Annotated in this window: 22 protein-coding genes; 18 read left to right on the top strand and 4 right to left on the bottom strand. The window is 40.6% G+C overall.

Annotation, left to right across the window (positions count from 1 at the left end):
• Nucleotides 1–26: 26 nt before the first annotated feature.
• The 18 genes from JZO85_RS10350 to JZO85_RS10265 all read left to right on the top strand — a co-directional run bounded on the left by JZO85_RS10350 (nucleotide 27) and on the right by JZO85_RS10265 (nucleotide 20,354).
• Nucleotides 27–1,544, top strand: coding sequence for a PTS transporter subunit EIIC (locus tag JZO85_RS10350; RefSeq protein ID WP_207108445.1), 1,518 nt, complete (start codon nucleotides 27–29; stop codon nucleotides 1,542–1,544).
• A 595-nt stretch (nucleotides 1,545–2,139) separates the two neighbouring features.
• Nucleotides 2,140–2,445, top strand: coding sequence for a hypothetical protein (locus JZO85_RS10345; RefSeq protein ID WP_207108444.1), 306 nt, complete (start codon nucleotides 2,140–2,142; stop codon nucleotides 2,443–2,445).
• A 746-nt stretch (nucleotides 2,446–3,191) separates the two neighbouring features.
• On the top strand, nucleotides 3,192–4,295 hold the full coding sequence (locus JZO85_RS10340) for a tyrosine-type recombinase/integrase (RefSeq protein WP_207108443.1): 1,104 nt from the start codon (nucleotides 3,192–3,194) through the stop codon (nucleotides 4,293–4,295).
• 341 nt (nucleotides 4,296–4,636) lie between these two features.
• Nucleotides 4,637–5,410: a WxL domain-containing protein gene (locus JZO85_RS10335; protein ID WP_207108442.1), complete on the top strand. Its 774-nt coding sequence runs from the start codon at nucleotides 4,637–4,639 to the stop codon at nucleotides 5,408–5,410.
• Between the two features lie 57 nt (nucleotides 5,411–5,467).
• On the top strand, nucleotides 5,468–6,532 hold the full coding sequence (locus JZO85_RS10330; RefSeq protein ID WP_207108441.1) for a WxLIP family cell surface protein: 1,065 nt from the start codon (nucleotides 5,468–5,470) through the stop codon (nucleotides 6,530–6,532).
• Complete coding sequence (locus JZO85_RS10325; protein WP_207108440.1) at nucleotides 6,525–6,950, top strand: EF2685/EF0750 family sortase-dependent surface protein; 426 nt, start codon at nucleotides 6,525–6,527, stop codon at nucleotides 6,948–6,950. Before JZO85_RS10330 ends, JZO85_RS10325 begins: the two co-directional genes overlap by 8 nt.
• Nucleotides 6,943–9,255, top strand: a complete 2,313-nt coding sequence (locus tag JZO85_RS10320; RefSeq protein ID WP_207108439.1) for a WxL domain-containing protein — start codon at nucleotides 6,943–6,945, stop codon at nucleotides 9,253–9,255. Before JZO85_RS10325 ends, JZO85_RS10320 begins: the two co-directional genes overlap by 8 nt.
• Nucleotides 9,256–9,269: 14 nt before the next feature.
• Nucleotides 9,270–11,543 (top strand): WxL domain-containing protein, encoded by a 2,274-nt coding sequence (locus JZO85_RS10315; RefSeq protein WP_207108438.1) that lies wholly within the window; start codon nucleotides 9,270–9,272, stop codon nucleotides 11,541–11,543.
• Nucleotides 11,544–11,576: 33 nt separating this feature from the next.
• Nucleotides 11,577–13,910, top strand: a complete 2,334-nt coding sequence (locus JZO85_RS10310) for a WxL domain-containing protein (protein WP_207108437.1) — start codon at nucleotides 11,577–11,579, stop codon at nucleotides 13,908–13,910.
• Nucleotides 13,911–13,933: 23 nt separating this feature from the next.
• Nucleotides 13,934–14,143, top strand: a complete 210-nt coding sequence (locus JZO85_RS10305; protein ID WP_207108436.1) for a hypothetical protein — start codon at nucleotides 13,934–13,936, stop codon at nucleotides 14,141–14,143.
• 80 nt (nucleotides 14,144–14,223) lie between these two features.
• Nucleotides 14,224–14,937, top strand: a complete 714-nt coding sequence (locus JZO85_RS10300) for a helix-turn-helix domain-containing protein (RefSeq protein ID WP_207108435.1) — start codon at nucleotides 14,224–14,226, stop codon at nucleotides 14,935–14,937.
• A gap of 677 nt (nucleotides 14,938–15,614) precedes the next feature.
• The gene (locus tag JZO85_RS10295; protein ID WP_207108434.1) at nucleotides 15,615–16,553 is read left to right on the top strand and encodes a magnesium transporter CorA family protein; all 939 of its coding nucleotides are present in this window, start codon (nucleotides 15,615–15,617) and stop codon (nucleotides 16,551–16,553) included.
• 20 nt (nucleotides 16,554–16,573) lie between these two features.
• On the top strand, nucleotides 16,574–17,467 hold the full coding sequence (locus JZO85_RS10290) for an SDR family oxidoreductase (RefSeq protein ID WP_207108433.1): 894 nt from the start codon (nucleotides 16,574–16,576) through the stop codon (nucleotides 17,465–17,467).
• A 31-nt stretch (nucleotides 17,468–17,498) separates the two neighbouring features.
• Complete coding sequence (amaP, locus tag JZO85_RS10285; RefSeq protein WP_207108432.1) at nucleotides 17,499–18,065, top strand: alkaline shock response membrane anchor protein AmaP; 567 nt, start codon at nucleotides 17,499–17,501, stop codon at nucleotides 18,063–18,065.
• A 12-nt stretch (nucleotides 18,066–18,077) separates the two neighbouring features.
• On the top strand, nucleotides 18,078–18,266 hold the full coding sequence (locus tag JZO85_RS10280; RefSeq protein WP_207108431.1) for a DUF2273 domain-containing protein: 189 nt from the start codon (nucleotides 18,078–18,080) through the stop codon (nucleotides 18,264–18,266).
• A 171-nt stretch (nucleotides 18,267–18,437) separates the two neighbouring features.
• The gene (locus tag JZO85_RS10275) at nucleotides 18,438–18,926 is read left to right on the top strand and encodes an Asp23/Gls24 family envelope stress response protein (RefSeq protein WP_242550319.1); all 489 of its coding nucleotides are present in this window, start codon (nucleotides 18,438–18,440) and stop codon (nucleotides 18,924–18,926) included.
• Between the two features lie 25 nt (nucleotides 18,927–18,951).
• A complete protein-coding gene (locus JZO85_RS10270; protein WP_207108429.1) occupies nucleotides 18,952–19,194 on the top strand; it encodes a GlsB/YeaQ/YmgE family stress response membrane protein in 243 nt (80 codons plus the stop codon).
• 299 nt (nucleotides 19,195–19,493) lie between these two features.
• Nucleotides 19,494–20,354 (top strand): LysR family transcriptional regulator, encoded by an 861-nt coding sequence (locus JZO85_RS10265; protein WP_207108428.1) that lies wholly within the window; start codon nucleotides 19,494–19,496, stop codon nucleotides 20,352–20,354.
• A 34-nt stretch (nucleotides 20,355–20,388) separates the two neighbouring features.
• On the opposite strand, the gene JZO85_RS10260 is transcribed toward JZO85_RS10265, so the two are convergent.
• From JZO85_RS10260 to JZO85_RS10245, 4 genes are all read right to left on the bottom strand, one after another.
• Entirely contained in the window at nucleotides 20,389–22,278 is a 1,890-nt protein-coding gene (locus tag JZO85_RS10260) for a beta-glucoside-specific PTS transporter subunit IIABC (RefSeq protein WP_207108427.1), read from the bottom strand.
• A gap of 90 nt (nucleotides 22,279–22,368) precedes the next feature.
• Nucleotides 22,369–23,211, bottom strand: a complete 843-nt coding sequence (gene licT, locus JZO85_RS10255) for a BglG family transcription antiterminator LicT (protein ID WP_207108426.1) — start codon at nucleotides 23,209–23,211, stop codon at nucleotides 22,369–22,371.
• A 26-nt stretch (nucleotides 23,212–23,237) separates the two neighbouring features.
• The gene (locus tag JZO85_RS10250) at nucleotides 23,238–23,978 is read right to left on the bottom strand and encodes a glucosamine-6-phosphate deaminase (protein WP_207108425.1); all 741 of its coding nucleotides are present in this window, start codon (nucleotides 23,976–23,978) and stop codon (nucleotides 23,238–23,240) included.
• 361 nt (nucleotides 23,979–24,339) lie between these two features.
• Entirely contained in the window at nucleotides 24,340–24,816 is a 477-nt protein-coding gene (locus JZO85_RS10245) for a GyrI-like domain-containing protein (protein ID WP_207108424.1), read from the bottom strand.
• Between the last annotated feature and the right edge of the window lie 110 nt (nucleotides 24,817–24,926).

The following is a 24,926-nucleotide window of genomic DNA, read 5'->3' as shown; positions in this document are numbered from 1 at the left end:
GCCGGCGAGGCGAGGAGGAAAAGGGAATGAAGAAGAATAAAATAATGGATTTTTTCTCAACATTGGGCAGTAGTTTAATGATGCCGATCGCCGCTTTAGCAGCCTGTGGGATTCTATTAGGAATCTCAGGGGCTTTGCTGAAGGATCAAGTAGTTGCGGCATTACCATTTTTAGAAAATCCAGCGGTCTTTTATATCATTGATACCTTGCGAACGATCTCTGGTGTAGTATTCACGTTGATTCCAGTACTATTTGCGATTTCTATTTCGTTAGGTATGGCGAAAGAGGATAAGGGAATCGCTGCCTTTGCTGGTTTTGTCGGTTATTATACTTTTTTAGTGAGTGCCAGCACCGTTGTCAATTCAGGGTTTGTTAATTTTGATTCTCTACGTGTTGCGCCAATTCTGGGCATTGAAACAATCGATATGGGAGCAGTAGCGGGAATATTGACTGGGATAATCGTAGCTTTTTTGCATAATAAATATCATAAAATCCAATTTCCAGTTGCTATTGCCTTTTACGGAGGAAAACGTTTTGTAGCCATTGTCGTTATTTTAGTGATGGGGCTTTTGGGTCAGGTCGCACCGTTTGTTTGGCAGCCGGTCTCAGCTGGGATCACAGCATTAGGGACATTGATCGGAAGCGCGGGCTCAGTGGGAGTATTCTTCTTTGGATTCTTGGAGCGGCTGCTGATTCCTACTGGGTTGCATCATGTGCTGAACAGTATTTTTCGGACAACTGCAGTCGGAGGAGTCTATGAAGGAGTCGAAGGCTGTCTGAATATCTTCCTGCAATTCTTTGATAAAGTAGATATTGATACGTTACGACCCTTTACACAATTTTTAGGTCAAGGAAAGATGCCATTCATGATGTTTGGGCTTCCTGCAGCGGCGTTAGCAATCTATCATTCCAGCCCTTCAGATAAAAAGGATCGTGTGAAAGCTTTGATGATCGCTGGTGTAGCCGCCAGTATCATTTCAGGAATTACAGAACCGTTGGAATTTTCATTCATGTTCATTGCACCTATGCTTTTCTTGTTCCATGCTTTAATGGGCGGGATTTCTTTCCTGCTTATGTCGGTTTTGGGTGTAGCGATTGGAAATACAGGCGGTGGACTGATTGATTATATCGTTTGGGGCGTGATGCAGCCGGGTTCCCGTTGGTATATGGTTCTGATTGTTGGTCCGATTTACGCGGTACTATACTATTTTGTCTTTAAGAAATACCTTAGTGCGAAAAACTTATCGATCGATGTAGCAGAAGAAGTTGACGAGGATGAAGCTATTGAAACTATATCATCTAATGGAGATAATTCGTTGGCGCTGCAAGTGATCGCTGGCTTAGGCGGTAGAGAAAATATAAAAGTAGTTAATAATTGCATTTCAAGGTTGCGGGTGGATATAGGAGATATGAACTTGGTTCAAGAGAGTATCCTAAAGAAGACCGGCAGTTTGGGAATCATCAAACCGTCTGAAACTCATATCCAGGTAGTTTACGGTCCCAAAATTGAAAAAATAGCAGATGCTGTCCGCAAGTCATTATAAGAAATTGAAGTCGCTGAGTGATGAGAAATCATCTCTCTTAGCGACTTTTATTAGGTCCAATTATTCAATATTTTAGTGATTGAAAACTTGCCAGTCGCCAAGAGATTTAGGAAGCCCTTGATTTACAAAAAAAGTAATACATTAGAAATTATATCTATTTTGAAGAAAATGGATATCACTGGTTCTGAAAATAGAGGCCAGCTATTAGATGCAGTTTAGAAGTAATGGAAAACAATAAAGTGATACTCATTAGTTGTCAGGCAAACGAAGCAAAAAAATTACAGAGAATAAATAATTATTTTCCACTGGTGTAAGCTATATATCTAGCATTACACTAGTGGTTTTTTTCTATTTCCAGAATATATCCTAATAGAAAGGTTTGTAAAAATACCATTAACTAGTGATTAGGTGACTGATTTGTATTGATATCATAGTTCTTTTGGGAGAAAATGCAGGACTAAATGATAATGATACGGGTATTATTGTTGATCCGCAAAGAAATCAAGAGGTAGAGAATAAACTTGTCTAGAAGAGGAGGTAGTTCAAACATGAAAAGAGTTTACCAGTAATCAATGACAAGGGAGTTGAAAGAATTTTGCAGCTAGGGAGCATAGAGGAGCTAATAATATTCCCACTTTCAGTTGAGCAGTGCCATGCGGATTGGAAAATAGCACAAAATATATGCGTTGAGTTGTCGAACGATTCTGATGAGCGAGTTCGAGCAAATAGTGCATTAGGGTTTGCTTATATTGCTCGTAAAAAAGGTAAAATAGAAAAGCACATTGTTAAACCAATCTTGTTGGGATTATTGAAAAATAGCAGTGATCGCTGGGCTAGAGTGGTTGATTCGATTCAAGATATAGATAGTTACATGAACTGGCAAAGGCTATTGAGCGACTAGAGAAGTGTGATTAAAGCAACATCGAATAATTGAACTCAAAACTAAAGTAGCTTAAATGATATAAAATAGCCGACAAAATCTTAGAGCAAGATTTTGTCGGTTTCATTTTATCAAAAAGTATCGTATTTAACTGTACAAGTACCTCGCTTTTTTGAGGGATTAACAGTTTAGCCTACCGATTAACGAATTGCCAAGTCCTTATAAGTAATACTTTTTTTAGTTTTACTGGTTACACAGAGAAGGTTGACGGATATCAAAGGTCTGCTATTTCATAGAGATCAAAAAAATTAGAACTGTTTATTGGATAATCCATATCAGAGAAAGTTTACTCTAAATCAAGAGTCATTTGCTTGCACATTAATTATTGAAAAAAAAGCTCTTATTCTTTTTGCGATAACAAAAGGAATAAGAGTTTTGCTATAGAAATATATTTTTACAAAATTCGACTGTATTCTTATTGCTACACTACAAATTATTAAAAAATAAATGTATAGTCCTTTTTATTACATAGTTTGATTAAAACTACGAAACAAAAACACCTTAAATAATAAGATATTAATCAAAAGTCTAAAGTTATTATAGAATATAATCAATTGATAATCAAGTTGATTATTAAAATTTATTAGAAAATATTCATGACAATGAAAGATTGTCAATTTCATACAGTATGGAAGAAAAATAGACGGAAACAGGGTGATTAGAGCTTTCTATTCACCGTCATTTAAGCCGTCAAAAGGAGAACATTTATGCGAAGAGGAGAAAACATTTACAAAAGAAAAGATGGTCGTTGGGAGGGAAGGTATAAAAAAGGATACAAAGCGAACGGACAGATCAAGTACGGATATATCTATGGAAAGAAGTTGGGGGAGGTTCGTATGAAGCTTTATTCGTTGAAAAATTATTACCATACGCATCAGGAGACCCATGGAGCAGCTTGTATTCCGCTAGAAGAATGGGGCAATATTTGGCTGCAAGATATACAGTATCAAATAAAACCATCGACTTATAGTTCCTATCACTACAAACTGACTAAGTATGTATTTCCTTATATAGGAAAAATATTTCTTAGTGATTTGACTGTAGATAGCGCAAAAAACATAGTCGAACAGTGGGAGAAACAGGGGTTGAATCCATCGACAATGCAGGTCATTTTAAGGGTGATTAATCAATGCTTAACTAGTGCCCAACAAAAGTCCCATCTAAAAGTGAATCCTTTCCAATCGGTAAAGCTGCCAAAGAGAAAGAAACAGCCGATTCGTTCTTTAACAAAGAAGGAGCAGAAGAAACTAGAAAAAGCAGCATTGATGGAAAAGAGTACAGGTTTGCCGACTTATTTATCTTTGTATACAGGGCTTAGAATTGGTGAGATAGCCGCGTTGAGGTGGGAAGATATTGATTTCGATCAAAATATGATCTATGTAAAACACACCTATCAGCGCGTTTCATTAAGTTTGGAAAGCAGAGCAACACAGCTGATTTTTGGTCCAACAAAAACGGAATCCGGTGTTCGTTCCATACCGATGGGAAAAACTTTACGACGCTATTTGATAAAGCATAGACGTCAATCCAAAGGTTCCTTCGTTTTTACTAGTAATAATCGTCCTATGGAGCCCCGTTTATTGACCTATCATTTTCATCGAATTCGTAAGAAATGTGGTTTAGAAAAAATCCATTTTCACCAATTGCGTCATACTTTTGCAACGAGATGCTTGGAAGCGCAGAGCGACATATTATCTGTCAGTGCACTTTTGGGGCACGCATCCACTAAATTGACACTGGATACCTATGCAGATTCAATGATAGAACAGCGAATAGAAGTTATTTATCGTATGGAGTCAGCGATTAACTAAAACGTTTCTGAATATAAAGCGATTTCGAAAAAAGCTTTTTTAGCTTCACTAGACTATTCTTTTTTCTTTTTCAAAGAAAGCGCTTACTTCATTTCGCAAACATATGATAGGGAATATTTTTTGAAGATTCAGTATTCAAAACTTTTTTGTTTTTTTTATAGCCGTCAGCTCTCGTCAAAAACAAACTAGAGAAGTTGATGTACTAAGGATTGTGAATGAGATCTTAGTTTTAATCAGACTAGGAAAAGCGAGTGAATCGAAAGTACTGTATTTATTTTAATATCAATTGTACGAATTGTACATTTTTTGATATAAAAAAAATTATTGAGGAGAGAAAAGAAATGAAAAAAAATAAGATTGTAGCAGGATTAATAGGGACAGCCTTTGTCGGCAGTGTTCTGATTCATACGGGAGGAACGGCAAGCGCGGCTACCTTTAATGGTTCGTCAGATGCGTCGGTATCATTCAAATCAGGTTCACTTATTACCCCGCCTATTACACCACCAGTTGTGCCGCCAGTAACTCCGCCGGCGTCTGATTTTGGACTTTTGCATGTGCCAAAAGAATTTAACTTCCAAGAAACAGCTGTTCCTGCAGCAACGGTTACGGCTAATACGTCTATTCCAATTGATAGCAATTGGGAAGGTAGTCCTGCGAGTGATACGAGTGGAGCAGGCGGGACAAACCCAACGACGAAACATGTTGGCGTTGGGGATGTTCGAGGAAAACGTGCAGCAGGTTGGAAACTAGAAGCAAAATTATCGTCAAGTTTAGCATCAGGTGCGAAACAGCTGACTGGTGCAACGATTCAAATGGGACAAACCTTGAATGAGTTGAATCCAACTACATGGGCTCAAACACCAACCGCTGTCGGCAGTGGTGTACACGCGCCTGATACTGTACCGACATCAGTAACGATTAGTACGGCTTCATCAGTTGTTGCAAGTGCTTCTGCTGAAACAGCTTCTGGAGCAGCGGATGGTCGTGGTGAAGGATATTGGGAAACAGAATATACAAATATCAATTTGGTAGTACCAGCGGCAGCGATGAATAGTGTAACAGCTGGCGAGCAATATTCTGGAACTGTTGATTGGACTTTGACTGACGCAATTTAAGCGAATAATGACAGCTGGAGATGCATAAGAATCTTCAGCTGTTTTTAGGAGAGACGTATGAAGCAACGAACAAGATTTTTGATTGGATTGTCTTTGTTATTCCTGTTTCTATTTTTACCTGATAGAGGCTATGCAAAAGAACAAAATAGAATTGATGAGACAGAACAGCGTGCAGGCTTTACTATTCGTGCAGAAATTCCAGAAAACCAAGTTGATAAAGCAAAAAGCTACTTTCATTTGGCAATAGGAAAAGACCATGAGCAAACGATCAAGGTTAAGATTTTCAATAACACTGATAAGGAACAAACTTATCAGATTCTGGTCAATCCTGCTAAAACCAATAAAAATGGAATCATTGTTTACGATGATTTAGATACACCTTTGGATTCTAGTTTAAAATTGCCTATCACTGATATTGTCAAACCAGATAATAAGACGGTGACTATCCCGGCTTGGAGCGAAGGTGAAGCCAGCCTTACGATTAAACTAAACGATCAAGTTTTTTCAGGAGTGATTCTAGGCGGTGTTCATATTAGTCAAAAAGAATCCGAAGAGAAGACACAAAAGGGAATGTCTGTCTCAAATCGCTACGGGTATGTAAGTGGAATTGCACTGGTACAAAATGCAGAGACAAGTATTTTTGGGAACACAGAACTTAAGCTCAAAAAAATTAATCCTATGGTTGACTATGGAAGTAAGGTTGTTGAGGCACAAATTCAAAACCCAAATGCTGAGACCTTTGATAAAGTCAAAATAGAAGGAAACATTACAAAAAAAAGCAGTCAAAAGATATTGGCGGAACATACCATCGACAGCGCACGAATCGCCCCTAATTCATTTTTGCCTTTTCAAATTGATTGGGGAAAAGATAGTGTAGCCCCAGGAACTTACATCTTCGAAGGTGAGGCCAAAGATAAAGAAAAAAGCTGGAAATTCAAGAAAGAATTTACCATTACAGCGAAAATTGCAAAGGAAATGAATGAACAAGCTGTCGTGAAATTCATTTTGCCGGATTGGTGGAAGCAATGGACAATCATTTGTAGTATTTCTTCTGTTTTAGTCATTGGTTACCTTGTGTATCGAAGGATTCATCGATCGAAAAAGGAGGGGGAAAATGAGTAAAAGAAAAAAAGTGTATATTTTTTTTGTTGCGGCTTTTCTCTTAGCAAGTTTAAAAAGTGGCATATCTGAAGCTAGTACTACTATAGGGAAAACAGAAGTTGGCGTGGGGTTTGTCAAGGGGAGCGACAGTTCTAGCAGTAGCAGCTCTACAAATACTGAGCCATCTACTAGCCATACTCAAGACAGCAGCAGTTCCTCCACTAGTAGTGATTCACAGAGCGAATCGAATAATCTTCATCGAGAAATACCTAAAGATGGTAACGGGACTGGAGGTAATACGCCTGTCTCAGCTGGAGCCAATAAGATGCTGCCGACAACAGGAGAGAAGAGTACTAGTCTCTGGATTATAGTGGGAATACTTGTCCTATTGATGGCGTTTGTATTGAATCGGTTGTATGAAAGGAAAAAATATGAGTAGCTCAACCAAACGCTTCGTTCGATTTTCGCTACTTATATCGTTAATGGTAACTTTTTTTCCTGTGAATCAATCTGTTTATGCCGAAGAGAAAACGGAGCTGACTAAAGAAAGCACAATAGAAAAAACTAAAGAAACAAAAAATACAAATGAAAGTCAAGAAGTAACAACAAAAACTTCTGATACAAAGGAAGTCGAGAAGGGGAAAGAGGAGAGCAGCGAGGAAGCGATCAAAATACAACCGTTTGCAGCGGGCCAACCATTAAGACCAGAGCATTTATATTATCCAGATACTCTGGTACAGGTTCGATTTCAGTATCCTACTGGGGCACCAGTAGAGAATCTAGATGTTGAACTGGAGCTTAGGGATACCACAGTTGGAGGTGGTGGACCTATGCCATCCAGCACTTATAGGTTTTCATATAATAGTACAACTCAATTATATGAATGCGTAGTTCGTTATCCCTATGCATTTCCTTATTCACCACCTCCGTCGGTTAGTTATTCAATAACAATGCAGAGTTATTTAATAATCAGAAATTTAGATTTAGCTACCTCAATTACTGAAAATTATAAAAATACGATTACTACTACAACTAGACGTAGTGGTTTCTATGGAGGGATAACCATTCCTTCATTCGATCCAGATAACCCTACGGTTGGTTCGATAACGAATAATCCAGTGGGGCTATATAAGCAAGCTGACAAATCATGGATAGGCTATCTTTCCCCTAGTACTAGTATCTCGTATTCTGCATCTAGAGAGCCAGCTTCTATAACTAACTATAAACCTGCAACCCCTTTTTCTTTCAATGTTAATTATAACTATATGACAGAACATATTGTGAATGAAAAAGGTGATACGATTGCGGCGCCGACTGGTTTTTGGAACTATCGGCAATGGTATATCAACACGCCAACAACACTATATGAATTTGGTAGAACAAATGTGGTCGGGCCTAAGGAGACGGATGTTCCCATGAAATATGTAGCTGGTGGAATCACGTATAATTATGAAGGCTGGTATACAGGGTGGACAAAGCCATCTACTTTGAACACGGCTCATCCGATTACTGTAAATGTAAAACAAAATGAAGGATTCCCAATCACAGTGGTCTATAGTTCTCATGTACTAAAGACAGAGAAATATTATAAAAGTGATGGAACCAGTTTGGAGTCTGGACTTCATGATAAAACTGCGGAAGAGGTTCCTTTGGATTCTACTTTTACGGGAACACCTAAGAATATTATAAAGGCTTCAAATGGGGACTATTATGTTTATCAAGGATGGCTAAAAGATACCGAATTACCTGGAACAGATACTCCTCGTTCTGGAAAGCCAAATGAAGCCATGACACAAAATACAGAGTTCAAATATGTTTACAAAAAAGCAACTCCTAGTAGAAGTCTTTCCTTAACACCAAACACTACTCATATAGCAAGCGGAGATCAAGTAACATGGACAGCGAAGGTGAAAAATACTTCTGTAGAAGCGATAAATTTGGATGATACTGACATGCGCTTACTCTCAGTTCCCGATTACGTCTCTGGAAGTACAGTGGTGGATGGAGTGCCACAATCGGATTCTTTTTGGACAGGCACGTCTATTCCATTGATAGGACCTGGCGGAGAGGTGACTATCCAATTTAAAACACAGCATGTTGGTGTTCCTAATTCCTATCACGGGACAGTCATCAGTGCAGAATCCACGAAGGTAAGTCGTGATATTGCACGTGGAAATGTACGTATTAAGGATGAGGACTCCAAACCGGTTCCCCCTACGGCAGATATCGGGCTAGAAAATGTACCGAGTAAGTTTGTCTTTGAGGATGTAACGGTCAATAATTACTCTCAAGTTTCACTATTAAAGCTAAGTTCGTACGCATCTCACACAATCAGTGATGGACTGTTCGTTCGATTGTTTGACGATCGAGCGGGTGCACCGGGGTGGAGACTGACAGCCAAATTAGATAGTTTCAAACAAGCAGCACATCCTTCACGAACTTTGAGTACAGGGGTTTCTATGGATTTCAAATCAAAACTAGAACAGGTGAATAATCCAAATACTTCTACAGAAACGATTGATCCGAGCCCAGCTGGAAGCTTACCGACCATTCAAAGCACGGTTCATTTGTCGTCAAATAATACTGATGTCTTAGTGATGAATAGTCCTATAGGTATTGGTGATGGGACTTGGCAAGCTAGGATACCACTAAATGATGTGCAGCTGACATTGCCAGCAAATAGTGGAATAGCTGGGGAAACGTACGAATCAACATTAACTTGGACATTGAGCGATGCTCCTTAAAGGAGAAAAAAATCATGGTTAAAACATTGAAAAATATTTTGTTTTATTCGATTCTATTTTCTCTGCTCTTAACCTCTGAAGGATTCTACTTTGCAGAAAAATTGACAGAAGAAAAACAAGTAAAGACAACACAATCCTCTACTACTGGAGAAAAGCAAGAGAAATCTACAGTGGAAACTCAAGTTGAGGAAGTTGAACAGGTAGAACCAGCAGAAAAAGGCGGGACAAAGAAACAGCAACTAGGAACAAGAGCGCTTGGTGATCCATTCAAACCTCAGCATCTTCTTATGCATCAACGTTCAGTTCGCTTTAAATTTCATACTCCTGATGGAACACCTATTGAAGGATTGGACCTCAATGGAGAGATGGTTGATTATCTTGCAGGGAATACTCTGCCTACTGGCTATCAAGTAAATCTAGTATATAATAGTGCGACGCAGTTTTATGAAGGATGGATGGATTATCCACATCCAATTCCTCCAACGACCACGCAGTCTCAAGGTGTTGCTCTACAAGTAAAGATTGAAAATATTCCAAGTGTTACAGCAATTACTGAGGATTACCCAAACACGTATACCCTTTATGAAAGAAGAGCGGGAACATCCTCTATGGATCCAGATAATATGCTTAGTATTACTGGAACTGCCAATGTTCAATTTGCTAATTGGGGATCAGGAAATTGGGGGAAAAGACTTGATGATTCAGAAAGTTTTAGTGCGGTAGTTTGGAGCTCGCCTACGCCAATCAGTTCAATAGCTTATGTACGAAATAGGCAAACTTCAACGCCTTACTCTCATACATTAAAAATGAACATGAGTGAACACTTCGTGGATGATCATGGGAATTCAATTCCGGCGCCATCAGGATTCAGTAATGGTCGTCAATGGGATGTACCTGGACCAACAACTTATCAGTTTGGGATAACAGGGGCTGGTGGAATGCCACCTGCTGATGTTCCAATGGAATATGTATCAGGCTGGAAGACTTATAAGTATGAAGGATGGTATAAGGGCTTGAAAAAGCCTGCTACTTTAAATACTACTCATCCGATTACAGTGCCTGTTAATGCTGGATCTGGATTTCCGATAAGCGTTGTATATAAAGCGCATTATAAAGTGACTGAGAAATATCTTCACGAAGGTGGCGGGGGAAGTCTAGATAGTGGGGCTTTCGATTCCGTCCAGCCAGTTCCTGAAAATAGTCTATTTGCTGGGACGCCGCAAAATGTAAAAAAAATTTCCAATGGTGATTATTATGTGTATCAAGGTTGGTTAAAAGATAATGAGCATCCATTGTATGATATGCCTCGTCTTGGGAGACCAAATGAAACCGTGACAAAAGATGTCATTTATAAATACATCTATAAAAAGGCTACACCTAACAGGAGTCTTACTTTAGCACCAGATGTTTCTGTTGTAGCTAGTGGCGACCAAGTAACATGGACAGCAAAGGTGAAAAATACTTCCTCAGATCCGATTAGTTTGGATGATACTGATATGCGCTTGGATTCAGTTCCTGATTATGTCGCAAACAGCACGATTGTAGATGGTGTTCCTCAAGCAGATTCGTTTTGGACAGGAACTTCAATTCCGCTTATCGGTCCTAGTGGAGAGATAACTATTCAATTTAAAACACAACCAAGTGGAGCACCGAATTCGGTCAAAGAGACAGTTATCAGTGCTCAATCAGTAAAATTGGCTCAGGATATTGTGAAAGGTCAGGTTCGTATCAAGGATGAGGATTCAAAACCAGTTCCACCTACGGCAGATATTGGATTAGAGAATGTACCGAGTAAGTTTACCTTTGAAGATGTAACGGTCAATAATTACTCTCAAGTTTCACTATTAAAGCTAAGTTCGTACGCATCTCACACAATCAGTGACGGATTGTTTGTTCGATTGTTTGACGATCGGGCGGGTGTACCTGGGTGGAAACTAACAGCCAAATTAGATAGCTTCAAGCAGGCAGCACATCCTTCACGAACTTTGAGTACAGGGGTTTCTATGGATTTCAAACCAAAATTAGAACAGGTGAATAATCCAAATACTTCTACAGAAACGATTGATCCGAGCCCAGCTGGAAGCCTACCGACCATTCAAAGCACGGTTCATTTGTCGTCAAATAATACTGATGTCTTAGTGATGAATAGTCCTATAGGTATTGGTGATGGGACTTGGCAAGCTAGGATACCACTAAATGATGTGCAGCTGACATTGCCAGCAAATAGTGGAATAGCTGGGGAAACGTACGAATCAACATTAACTTGGACATTGAGCGATGCTCCTTAAATAGGAAAAATTGATAAAAGCGGGAGGGAAGGGATGAGTAAAATAGCGAAAGTTTCTTCTCTGTTTTCATTAATTCTATTGCTTTCGGTAGTTTTAGTTCCCTTAAATTCAGATGTTTACGCTGATGGGGAAACCACAACAACGAAGGAAAGTGCAATAGAAAGCTTCGAAGAAACAAAAAGTACAAGTGAAAATTCAGAGGAACCTGATACAACATCTTCTGATTCAAAAGAAACTGGAGAGGGAGAGAAAGAAAAAAAGTCTGCCATGGAGGAAGAGGGAATAAAGATTCAACCTCTCGCAGCTGGAGAACCATTTGGACCTGAACACATGCGTCCATTTAAGCGGTTTATCCAACTCCGTGTTGAGTATGCAACAGGGACCCCAATAGAAGGTTTGGATATTTGGATGGTGGCAAAGGAAACATCTTCTCCAGCTTATGGAATGCCGAAGCACGAGTTTCAGCTGGAATATAATAATGCGACTCAGCTTTATGAAGGCTGGTATGATTATCCGTATCAGTTTCCAAGATATTATTCGCAAACGTATATTACCCTAGATTTGTCTGGTGAAATTAGAGGGCTGGAACACGGACCTACTAATATAACTGCACCTATCAGTCCGGTAACAGTATATAGAAAGCTAAGGCAGAGTGGAGTTATTCATCCTTCAAAAGATCCAGATCTTTTGACTGGAAGTGTCACCTATACACTTTCAAATGCAGGGAACTTGTCTCTTTCTGCGTCCATACCAGGGCAATATAGTGGAGCAGTAGGAAGAAATGAGACTAGGATGGAGTATGTACCTAGTTATGGCGGAGAAGGACTTCAGATTCGTGAAGAATATACAGATGTAATCCCTAAATATCCAGTTCTTTACAACTTGATGTCTGAATACTTTGTGGATGAAGAAGGAAACGATATTCCAACTCCTGTATCTGAAGGTTTCATTGATGGCTACATTTGGGGGATTGATTCTCCAACTGCAACTTATAAGTTTGGTCAGACTGGAAGATGGGGATTAGTGCCTCACGATGTCCCAATGGAATATGTCTCGGGGGGAATTACTTATAAATATGAGGGCTGGTATACAGGGTGGGTGAAACCCGCTACTTTAAATACGGTACACCCCATTGCTGTACCAGTTAAAAAGAATGAGGCGTTTCCAATAAAGGTAGTCTATAAATCCTATGTCAAGGCTGATGAGCAGTATTTTGACGAAAATGGCAACAGTTTGGATGGTGGTTCCCATGACATTAGCCAGCTAGCAGGTTTAAATTCTACTTTCAATGGAGCACCACAGAATATTATTAAGGATTCTAATGATGATTATTGGGTATATCAAGGCTGGTTAAAAGATTCAGAAATACCTGGAACAGATACTCTGCGTGTTGGAAAACCTAGTGAGTCAATGACGAAGGATACTGTTTTCAAATACATCTATAAAAAAGCGACACCTAACAGGAGTCTTACTTTAACACCAGATGTTTCTGTTGTAGCTAGTGGAGATCAAGTAACATGGACAGCGAAGGTGAAAAATACTTCCTCAGATCCGATTAATTTGGATGATACGGATATGCGCTTGGATTCAGTTCCTGATTATGTTGCAAATAGTACGATCGTAGATGGTGTTCCTCAAGCAGATTCGTTTTGGACAGGCACATCAATCCCGCTTATCGGACCTAGCGGAGAGATAACTATTCAATTTAAAACACAACCTACTGGAGCTCCAAACGCTATTAAAGAGACAGTTATCAGTGCTCAATCAGTAAAATTGGCACAGGATATTGTGAAAGGTCAGGTTCGTATCAAGGATGAGGATTCAAAACCAGTTCCACCTGGAACAGATATTGGATTAGAGAATGTGCCGAGTAAGTTTTCTTTTGAAGATGTAACGGTCAATAATTACTCTCAAGTTTCACTATTAAAGCTAAGTTCGTACGCATCGCACACAATCAGCGATGGACTGTTCGTTCGATTATTTGATGATCGAGCGGGTATGCCTGGGTGGAGACTAACAGCCAAATTAGATAGCTTCAAACAAGCAGCCCATCCTTCACGAACCTTGAGTACAGGGGTTTCTATGGATTTCAAACCAAAATTAGAACAGGTGAATAATCCAAATACTTCTACAGAAACGGTTGATCCGAGCCCAGCTGGAAGCTTACCGACCATTCAAAGCACGGTTCATCTGACATCAAATAATACTGATGTCTTAGTGATGAATAGTCCTGTAGGTGTTGGTGATGGAACCTGGCAAGCAAGGATACCGCTAAATGATGTGCAACTGACATTGCCAGCGAATAGTGGAATAGCTGGTGAAACGTACGAGTCAACATTAACTTGGACATTGAGTGATGCTCCGTAGAAAACGGATAAAGGAGAATTTCTATGTATAACTACATCTGGTTTACAGGAGTGATGGGAGTAGGTCTATTAACGGTCGCAATAATTACATTGATGAAGGAAATGGTGTATTGCGAAAGACACGGTTTGAAAAAGTTAAAAACCCTCATTCCTAATGGATTATTGGTCGTTTGTTCTATTGGCTGGTTTGTATTGACTATCTGTCTCTATCTTTCTATCCAGAACCAAATTTGATTTGTATCAGCATCGAAATACCGTTCGATGATCTCGGACGGTATTTACATAATAGTGAAAACTAGAAGGTGGGAGTTTTAATGAGTCAGATATTAGTGTTAACAAAAAATACATTAAATGAGGAATCCTTTGAAAGAAAAATACTTCAATTGGGACACGAGGTATTTATTTCCTCTGTAATTATTGATGAGTGCCTTATGGATCGATTGAACATCAGGTTTTTTGAAATGTTTCAATTCATTGTGTTAAGTGAAACAATTGATAATTCAGAAGCAATTCAGATAGTAAAAAAAATGAGCCGATTTTCAATAAAAATACTTAGAAAGTCAGATGAACAGCTAGACGATCATCAAATGCAAAAGTGGATAGATCAAGGAATTGACGATTGGATCGAAAGAGATCCAAGAGTTGAGGTATTAAGAGAAAAGCTAAGTTGTAAGAAAACAATAAAAGAGGGGAACGTTGTATTACTACAAAAATCGATAGAGAGACGGCCATTATCCGGTTTATCCTTAAGCGGTGGAGAATTAAAGCTGTTTATCATTCTCTATCAACAGAAAGAGAAAATCGTCTCTCGAGAAGAACTATGCTTACGTATGTGGAATAGAAAAAAATGTAATTCAACAATGTCTCAATTATCCGTACTAGTTAAGAATTTGAAAAATAAGTTAGCTATGCAAAATATTGATGGCCCAATTATTAAAACCTGTTGGGGACAAGGATATAGAATGGATGAAGCTGTTTATGATCAAGTTCGTTTAGACTCTCAAGAGCTGCAGCTTGCGCATAAATAAGAATAAGAGATGACAAGAACGCAGGAGTCTTCCAAAAGAGAATGGGAGACTCTTCATTTTTTGTAGGGATACAAAAATGTTTTTAATGTGCTTAGTTAAATTAACTGAACCACAAGTGAAAAATCGATCCATCTATAAGAATAGTGATTTGATCTTAAATGGTGTGTTTGGGATTTCTCCTAGCTATGCTGCCCTTGTTTTAGTGAGAAGACATAATATCAAATAGTAACAGAATAACTTAGAAAAGCTTGATCGACCGATGTGATGATTTCATCGATTGATCAAGCTTTTTTCTATTTGTAGAGAGTGTAAAAACATTAAATTAAAATTCGGCGAGAACAAAAGCGGGTAAAAAATGGAAAGATTTAGTTTGTGAAATGTTTGTAATGCTTCGTTAAATGAGAGAAAGATATATAAGTAGGTTTTCAATTAAAAAAACATCACAAAACATAACTAACTTCATTGCGAGCGCTTAACATTTCGCTTAATTGCTTATTATTAGTTAGTTTTAAAAGAATTTATAAGCATATTTTTTGCCTAAAATAACGAGTCGTCCTATGCTGAATAGTGTAGAGATTAGAGACAATTTAAAAAAGGAGCTGATTTTGTCAAAAAATAGGGAGCTGATTTACCTTTGCTGGCTGCATATTTCTGATTAGCAGGAGGCGATATTAGTAATGGTGGACCATTATTTTGTTGATAAGAAAAAAGCACTAATGACGGATGAGACGCATTTCAATTGGCTGATCGTTGATAGCAGCAATACTGAAGAAATCGAAAAAGTCATTACAGAGTATCGGCTGCCAAAGGATCTTTTTATGGGAAATGCTTATCCTGAAGAGGTATCAAGAGTCGAGCGGCTTTCAGGGACTACGTTAAGAAACCCGCTTTCGTTGATCGTGATTGATCTTTCTAGTAAACAGGAGCGGATCGAAAAACGGCTGACGCCTATTTCCTTTATTCTCTCGGATGAATTATTGATCACCAGTCTGGATAGGGAAAGCAATTTTGTTGAACATCTGATTAAGAAATATCCGAAACAGCTTAACTCTTTCGAAAAAATCATCGCCTACGCGATTTTAGATATATACACGCATTATGTAAAAGAGTTGAAGGAAATGAAAAAAACGATTGATGCGTTGGATAAGGAAGCACGCAAGACGACAGAAAATGAGGAGCTCTATAAGCAAGCGGATTTAGAGCGTGACGTCGTGTATATCGACCACACGTTAAGAGATCAGAGAGAAACACTGGACAATTTATGGGCTTCAGATAATTTTATCCAGCGATTGGCTGATGAACGCTTGTTGTACGATGTCCAATTACGGCAAAAGCAAACAGAAAAAATGATCGCGATCTACCGCGATTTATTGGAAAGTATCGGAGACCTTTTTAATGGCATGATGGACAATAATTTGAATCATCTGATGAAATATCTTGATTCAACCGCGCTGGTCATTTCGATTCCAGCGGTGATCGCTGGGCTCTGGGGTATGAACACTGGCGGCTTGCCGGGGAAGAGCTCGACTTTAGGGTTTTTACTCGTCGTCGCAGGTGCGGTCGTTGCCGCAGTGGTGGTTGGCTATTATCTGTTTAAAAAGGATTATACAAAATAAATATTTCAAGGAGGATAACTATGAGTGAACCAAAATTAATTGATCCACGTAGACTTTATCACACGGAGGAATTTCAAAAACAAGATCAGGACACTCCGGCGCTGCAGCAAAACATGCAGCCTGTACCTGATTGCGGAGAGGAAACGTATGTAGGATCGAGCCAGCTAGAAAATCGCCGTGTATTAATCACAGGCGGAGATTCTGGGATCGGGCGTGCCGCAGCGATCGCTTATGCAAGAGAAGGTGCGGATATCGCGTTGCACTTTTTCCCTGGTGAAGAGGCCGACGCAGAGGAAGTGGCGAACTATATCAAGGAAGCTGGCTGCAAAGCGGCATTGCTGCCATATGATTTAAGAGACGAAGCCGCTCCGAAGGAAATGGTTGAAAAGGCCGTTGCGGAGCTAGGCGGTTTAGACACGCTGGTATTGAATGCTGGCCAACAGATTTCATCTCAATCAATCGTTGATTTACCGATGGAGCAGGTCAAAGATACCTTCGCAGTGAACATTATCGCGATGTTCGCCATCGTAAAAGAAGCGGTACCGCATATTCCGGCAGGAGGCGCAATCGTAACTACGACGTCTGTTCAAGCGACGAATCCAAGTGATCATCTGCTTGACTATGCCTCAACCAAAGCAGCGATCGCCAATTTTACAATCGGTTTAGCGAAACAGCTGGCGCCTAAAGGCATCCGAGTAAACGGCGTAGCTCCTGGTCCAATCTGGACACCGCTGCAACTGGACGGCGGACAGCCGACAGACGCGATTCCAGAGTTTGGTCAAGATAGCTTGCTGGAAAGAGCGGGACAGCCTGCTGAATTAGCAGATGTGTATGTCTTCTTAGCTTCTAATAAGGCTAGCTATGTGACCGCTCAGATCTATGGTGTTACCGGCGGAGAAGCGATCAATCCATAAGCGACGCTTACGTCATTTGGAGGTGCAAAAAATGAATAGAGGAATAAAAGCAATTGGAATCATCGTCTCCATCGTTCTTATAACAGTGCTGCTGTTTTCAATACTGCTAAGCTCGGTCTATCCATTACCATTTATGCTGGAACGTTTCCGTTTCTTCTCGGTGACGAACAACATCATGCAGCAATATATCTTTTGGGCAGCGGTAGTTTTTGTGGCCATTCTTTTGATCGTGATTTTGGTGCTGCTTTTCTATCCGAAAACGATCAGTACCTTTACCCTAAAACGCGGCGATGGTCAGCTGACGCTGGACAAATCGGCGATCGAGGGCATGGTGCGTTCTTACCTGCGTGACGAGGAGTTTGTCGATTCACCTAGAGTAGTCGTTCGGGCGACACGCAATAAAATAAAGGTAAATATCAAAGGAAAATTAAAACGGACCTCCTCATTGATTGGAAAAACAGGAACGTTGATGAGTGAGATCGAACAAAAGGTAAAACAAATGCTTGGAACCGAGGAACCAGTGAAGGTTGCTGTGAAATATACCGGTTATCAAGAGACAGAGCACAAGCAATATTCAGATGACACTCGTGTAAAATAGGAGGTTTGTGACATGAATGAATTTTTATCGACCTACAAGCTTCCGATTCTTTTCGGAGTGCTTGGCCTGATCTTAGCTGTTTTATGGCTGTCAGTCGGTTTTTTCAAAACACTGCTGATCCTCCTTATGGTAGCGATCGGGGTCAGAGTGGGTTTCTATTTAAAAGAAACCAAATTAATGGATCATTATTTTAAATCATAGGAGGTTTTCAATATGGAAAACAATAAAAATACGAATCAAACACACACACCAGTCACACATGCGGAGCCAGTAATACCGCCTAATGCAGAACAAAACGCCCGTACACACAGTAATGACGGAGCAAAGCCAACGCATAACGGATTTGATCAAGCTAACGAAAGTGGTGCATCAATGAAGGGTGAAGTCACTTATGACGATAAAGTCATTCAAAAAATTATTGGGATCGCACTAGAAAACGTCGATGGTCTATTGACGGTTGATGGCGGCTTCTTTTCTAACGCAGCTGAAAAATTAGTCAATACGGACAATGTTACAGCAGGCATCGAAACCGAAGTCGGCAAAGAACAGGTCGCAGTGGATATGGAGGTTGTTGTTGAATACGGAAAAGATATCAATGACATCTTCGAACAAATCAAAAAAATTATCGCTAAAGAAGTTCAAGACATGACGCACCTGGATGTGATCGAGGTCAATGTGAAGGTCAAGGATATTAAAACAAAAGAAGAGTTTGCAAAAGATAGCGAAACCGTTCAAGACAAAGTAACAGATGCTGCCAAGAAAACAGGCGACTTTGCTTCAAAGCAAACGGATAAGGCTAAAACAGCAGTAAATAACGGCGCGGATAAGCTTAAAGAAAACAATGAACCGCGAGTGGATTAATCAATACTAAAGGAGGAAATAAATCATGGGATTTATTTGGTCATTAATCGTAGGGGGAGTCATCGGTGCCATCGCTGGAGCGATCACTAACAAAGGCTCTTCAATGGGAATCATCGCAAATATTATCGCCGGACTGATAGGTTCAGCGATCGGACAAGCCTTATTAGGAACGTGGGGACCAGTCATTGGCGGTATGGCAATCGTACCATCGCTGATTGGAGCGATTGTCTTGGTATTAGTCGTTTCATTCTTTGCCAGAAAAATGTAGTACGGAAATACAAAACATACTAAACACAAAAGCAGGAGAGTTGCCAATTCAGGGAGCTCTCCTGCTTTTTTCGTGTGCTTCTTATTGCTTAGGAGTCTATTAAAGCAGAACAGCTGCTAAAAGAAAACATAGTGAGGGTCCATAAATTATTCTTTTAGCTAAAAATGATTTATGGACTTTTGCTATCCCTTCCTTTTCAAACGAGAAGACCGATCCCGCAATCAGTGACTGGATAAAAAATTTGAATACTATCTCCTATTAGTTCTCGCTATAATAAGAATTGAGGGGGGATTTGGAGAATGGATATTCAGAAGCTGAGGTATTTTGTTGAGATTGCGCGGACAGAGAATATTTCAAAGGCAGCGAAGGCCTTGTATATCGGACAGCCATCGTTAAGTATGGCTTTAAAACGAATGGAGGAGGAGCTGGATACGACACTTTTTGATCGGAAGGGCAAATCGCTCCAGCTGAATGAGAATGGACGAAAAATTTTAGTGCCGGTGAAGGAAATCGTCGAGCTGATGGATCAGGTCGAAGCGATCGCGTCTAAACGACAGGAGCATCATCTCTCGTTAGCAGTCGCAGAAGATGTCGTTTTACATAATTTCAAGGATGTGTTTGAGCGGGAGCATCCAGACATAGTGATTGATTTTTGCTTTGTCACGACGCAGGAGGCGATTGAGATGCTGGAGCTGGGGCAGGTAGATCTGGCGATTACTACCACAAAGGTTGATTTGAAAAATATCGAGCCGCTTTTTCAGTTTGAATTGCCCTTATTGCTGTGTATTCCAAAATCGAATCCATTATCGAATAAGAAGAAGCTGTCCTTTCTGGAGACTAGGGATGAAACGTTCATCTTTTCCTTATTTCAAAAGAGCTTTATCGCCTTCATCAACAGCTATGCGGCAGCGAATAATTACATCCCCAAGTTAGAATACGCGACTGCAGACCCGCTGTTTGTTTTTCGCTTGTTGAAGCAGGGGCGAGGGATCACAGCGATCTCTGAATATGATGAAGTAATCGTGGAGGAGATGGACATTGCCATTGTTGAGGTCACGGATGTGGCTCGAAAAATCGTAGGCTATTCCATGATTGCTGAGGCGGATTTTTCTCCAGAGCTGAAGATCTTTAAGGATTTTTTTATTCATTATTACAGCTAAAAAGCAGAGGAATTTTTTTCCTCTGCTTTTTTGTCTATGAAAGTACGATCGTAAAGAGCTCTTCGGAGAGGGAGATAGTGTCCTCCTCATTGATGATGATATCTAAAAAGTCTTTAGGATTGGTAATAACTACCGGGCTGGTCAAATCGTAGCCGGCTTTTTTTATGGACTCTACATCGTATTCCAGCAGCAGCTGTCCAGCCTTCACTTTTTCGCCTTGTTTGGCAAACGTTGTAAAGTGCTTTCCTTCTAATTGAACGGTATCCAGTCCAATGTGGATCAGCAGCTCGATTCCCTCATCGGTAGTAAAGCCCAAAGCGTGACCGGTTGGGAAAAAGGAGGTGATGGTTCCGTCTGCTGGTGCGACGACTCTGCCATCTGTCGACTCGATCGCGACACCGACTCCCAATAATTCAGAAGCAAAGGCCTCATCATTGATTTGTGAAAGCGGGATAACCTGGCCTTCGATCGGACTTGACAGCTTTGTATGATTTATCGGATGAGCAGGTGCTGCTTCAACGGGCTTCACTTCTTCCTTAAATAGGAAAAACTCGAGCGCGAAGCCGACGATGAACGCGACGATCATTGCCAATAGACACATATAGAAGGAATGATTGATTCCGTTTTTCGGATCTACGTAGCTCGGTAATTCAAAAATTCCTAATCCGCCAGAAACGAAATTAAGTGTCCGCGTGCCGCCTGTAATTGCACCGCCGACTGCAGCACCGATACAGCTATAAATGAACGGCCATTTTTTAGGCAAGGTAATCCCGTAAATCGCTGGTTCTGTGATCCCGAAAACACCTGAGATAAAGGCAGGGAAGGCCAGCGTTTTTGTTTTCTTATCCTTTGTTCTCAGCATTAAAGCCAAAACAACGCCGATTTGAGCGAAGGAGGCAGGCACGATCAAACTTAGTAACGTATCCTGTCCGTAAATAGCTAAATTGTTGAGCGCGATCGGAATGATCCCCCAATGAAGACCGAAAATAACCATAATTTGCCAGAAGCCGCCCAGAATCACACCAGAGACTACGGGACTTAGGTCATAAATTGCCAGGAATCCTGAACCGATCAATTGACTGACCCAAGTAGCGATCGGACCGATGACGATGAAGGTTAAAGGCACGATACATAATAAGGTCAATAACGGCAAAGCAAACATCTTGATCACATCAGGAATGATTTTTGAGAAGCCCTTTTCAATTTTTGATCCTACATAGGTCGCGATCAGGATCGGGACAACACTAGAGGCATAATCCATCAAAATGACAGGAACCCCTAAGAAGGTAGCGTGAATGGGCGATTCCATGAAGCTGCCGCCAAAAATAGTGAATAAAGGCTCTAAGGCGTTAATCGAGCCGATGGTTGGATGCAGCAGGCTTGCTCCGATCGCCATTCCGACGAAGTGATTCAGCTTAAATTTTTCCGCGGCGGTATAGCCTAAGAAGATCGGGAAAAAATAAAAGAGTGAATCGCCTAGAGCATTGAGAATAATAAAGGTTCCTGATTGATCTGACAGCCAGCCGATGGAAAGGAACATCGACGCGAAGCCCTTGATCATCCCTGTAGCGCAAAGCAAACCTAAAACGGGAGTAAAAATACTGGATACGATATCGATAAACGCGTCAAAAGGGTTTTGCTTTTTAGCAGGAGCCGGATTTTCGGAAACCTTACTGACGCCTAGTCCTAAAATAGTATCGTAGACATCTGTTACATGGTTTCCGATAACGACTTGGTATTGTCCGCCGCTTTGCATGACGGTCACGATTCCCTCCATGTTTTTGAGAAAATCGGTGTCTGCGAGGGCTTCATCCTTCAGTTTAAAACGCAATCGGGTAATACAATGGGCGAGGCTGTTAATATTTTCCTTCCCGCCAACCTTTTCGATGATTGTTTCTGCTAGTGCTTGATATTTTTCTGTCATTTTTCTTTCCTCCATTTCTTAAAATGAAGGTTTGGCCAACTAAATGTCACCATCCACGTACTACGTTTTACTTGTGTATGTATGGGCTCGCTATCCGCGAGCTTCTTTGATCAATTTTTCAATGTGAATCGTTAAGTATAGTTGATCATCTTCAGTGATCGTAAACTGATATTTTCTGTGCAGGAACTCCTCGATTTTCTTCACACATTCGAAGGCGTCCGGATACTTCGCGGTCACCAATGAGAACAGATCAGGATCTGTTTCTGCTGGCTGCTTATCCATCGTAAAGAAGCGCTTTGCGAAGAATTTTAAATGCGTCACAAAACGAAAATAGGAAACCGAATCCGGCGAAAAATCCATTTTAAAATGATAGCGGACGAAATTGGATATTTCTTGGATCAGTTGGGTGACTTCGTTGGCGATGGATTCCTCTGTATTTAATTCTGCGTCGACGATGTGCAGGGCGATGAGTCCGGCTTCGTCCTCGGGAAGCTGAACCTTGAAGCTTTCGTTGATCCATTCCAAGGTCAACAGCCCGATCTGGTACTCGCTAGCGTAGAAGCGTTGGATGTCCCAAAGCATGACATTTTTAGTGACGTTTCCTCCGATGAAACGCTGGACAGAGGAAAAAATGTGATCCGCCAGTGAGATATATAGGCTTTCACTTAACTCCTTGTTTAAAACTTTTTTTGCATGAGAAATCACACGATCTGCCAGCATGACATATTCAGGTGGCAAACTAGTGAGCAGCTCTTGAAGTTGTTTGGTTACTAATTCATTTGTGAGCGTGAAGACCTTTTCTGCGTCCTCGGCATCGATGGAATCGCCGACCTTCTTTTGATAAGCGACGCCTTTTCCCATAAGGACAACTTCTTCATTGCTATTATTGACAGCTAAAACAACATTGTTATTTAAGGGCTTGACAATCTTCATGTTTACCACCTCGTTTTTTGTCTTGCCTAACGATAGACAGAAAGTGTTTTGGGACTTAACAGGGCTGCGGCTTCCGCATCCAGAATGACGGTTAAGGATGGGTGCAGCGGCAGGATCGAAGCAGGAACCATCTCATCCACTTCGCCTTCGAGGATTCGTTTTACCATTTCCGCTTTTTCGCTGCCATTAACGATCAGGACAATATTTTTGGCGTTCATGACACTTTTTGGTCCCATCGTGACAAATTCGTCTGGAACGAGGGACGTGTCGCCATTCATATCGGTATCGGCGATGGATTGGATCTCTTCAGGAAGAATTTTTCCTTTGACCGTCGAATCACCGAATTTGGTGGCTCCTGGTGAATTGCCGCAGTAATGACCATCAGCACCTAAGCCGATCATGATCATGTCGAGCCCGTTCACAGCGCGCAGATTTGCGTCGTGCTCCGCATAGTTTTCCATTGTCAAGGGATGAATGTTCTCTTCAGGAATTCGAGCGGGAGTAAAGTAACTTTCGCGCAAATGACTGATTGTTACAGGTTCGCAATCTAAGCCTTTAAAGGGAATCTCATCAAAATTGTAATAATGAACATTTTTGAAGCAGGGCCGATTTTTTACGAGCGGTACTAACAGCTCATACATTCTTTTCGGGGTTCTGCCAGCTGTAATCGCTAAGTTTACTGGGCGATTTTTAGTCATATAATGCAGCATGTAGGTAGCCGCCATCTGACTCATTTCTTCGTAATTTTTTTCTACTATAATTTTCAACCTAAATCTCCTTTCAATCTTTCAGGCATAAAAATAAACCAAATAACAGGACGAATGAGAGAAGCGTCTCCTGCTTTTTTGGTTTTGCCCGAGTGGTCACAATCCTTTTTTTATACAAACACAAGTAAAAATTTAGAATTAGAAGTAGTTTCGCCCAATAAGGTCACGATCTTTTCTATAGCTACATTGTAGCATCCAGTCCGTATTAAGCTCAAACCAGTGAGCAGGCTGTAAGCATTGATCTATCAGCATATAGCACAAAACAATATCGATATCACAAATTTCAATGGGGCCTTTTCCACCTAATAAGCGGACAAAAAATAACCCATTTCTCCGTGAAAATGGGTAGATGGGTTATCGATTAGTCTTCCTGCTTCTTAATAGGAAGATACATCTCAGTTAAATAGTCATTTTCAGACTGTTCTTCACCATTCAGATAATGATAGTAAATTCCGCCGATGGCCTGATAATCATGGTCAGGCACCCATTGCATGAGTTCTTCCAATGTCGGATCTTGCTTTTCGTAGGGGCCGCGATCAATAGTCAGTGCGACTGTGCGAATCGGATGAGTCAACGAGCGAATTTCATCCTTTGCTTCAATTGATCTGGGGGTAGCAAAGCCGATCTCAACATCTAGTTTCTCTAAGTCAATATTGTGAAAGCAGACGATTGGTCCGCTGCTGGGCAATGCCTTGTTTTCTTCGATCAGCTGGAGGATATCGTTGATCGTCTCGCCCATAAAATCTGCGTATTCTGCGAAGAAGTTGATGGTTTTACGATGCGTCAGCATGTGTTGTTCAGGGAGCTGCTTGAGCATGATGTCGGCTATTCTTGTCATAAGGGTGTCCTCTTTTCATTATTGTCTTTAGAAAAAGCATAACAAAGCCGGCAAGTCTTCTCTTGATCAGCAGTGCTCAATTTGATCACCTTCGATTTACTTTTCAGCAA

Origin of the sequence: Candidatus Enterococcus murrayae (assembly GCF_017315985.1) — a bacterium.
GTDB lineage: Bacteria > Bacillota > Bacilli > Lactobacillales > Enterococcaceae > Enterococcus_A > Enterococcus_A murrayae.
This window is presented reverse-complemented; position numbering and strand designations above follow the sequence as displayed.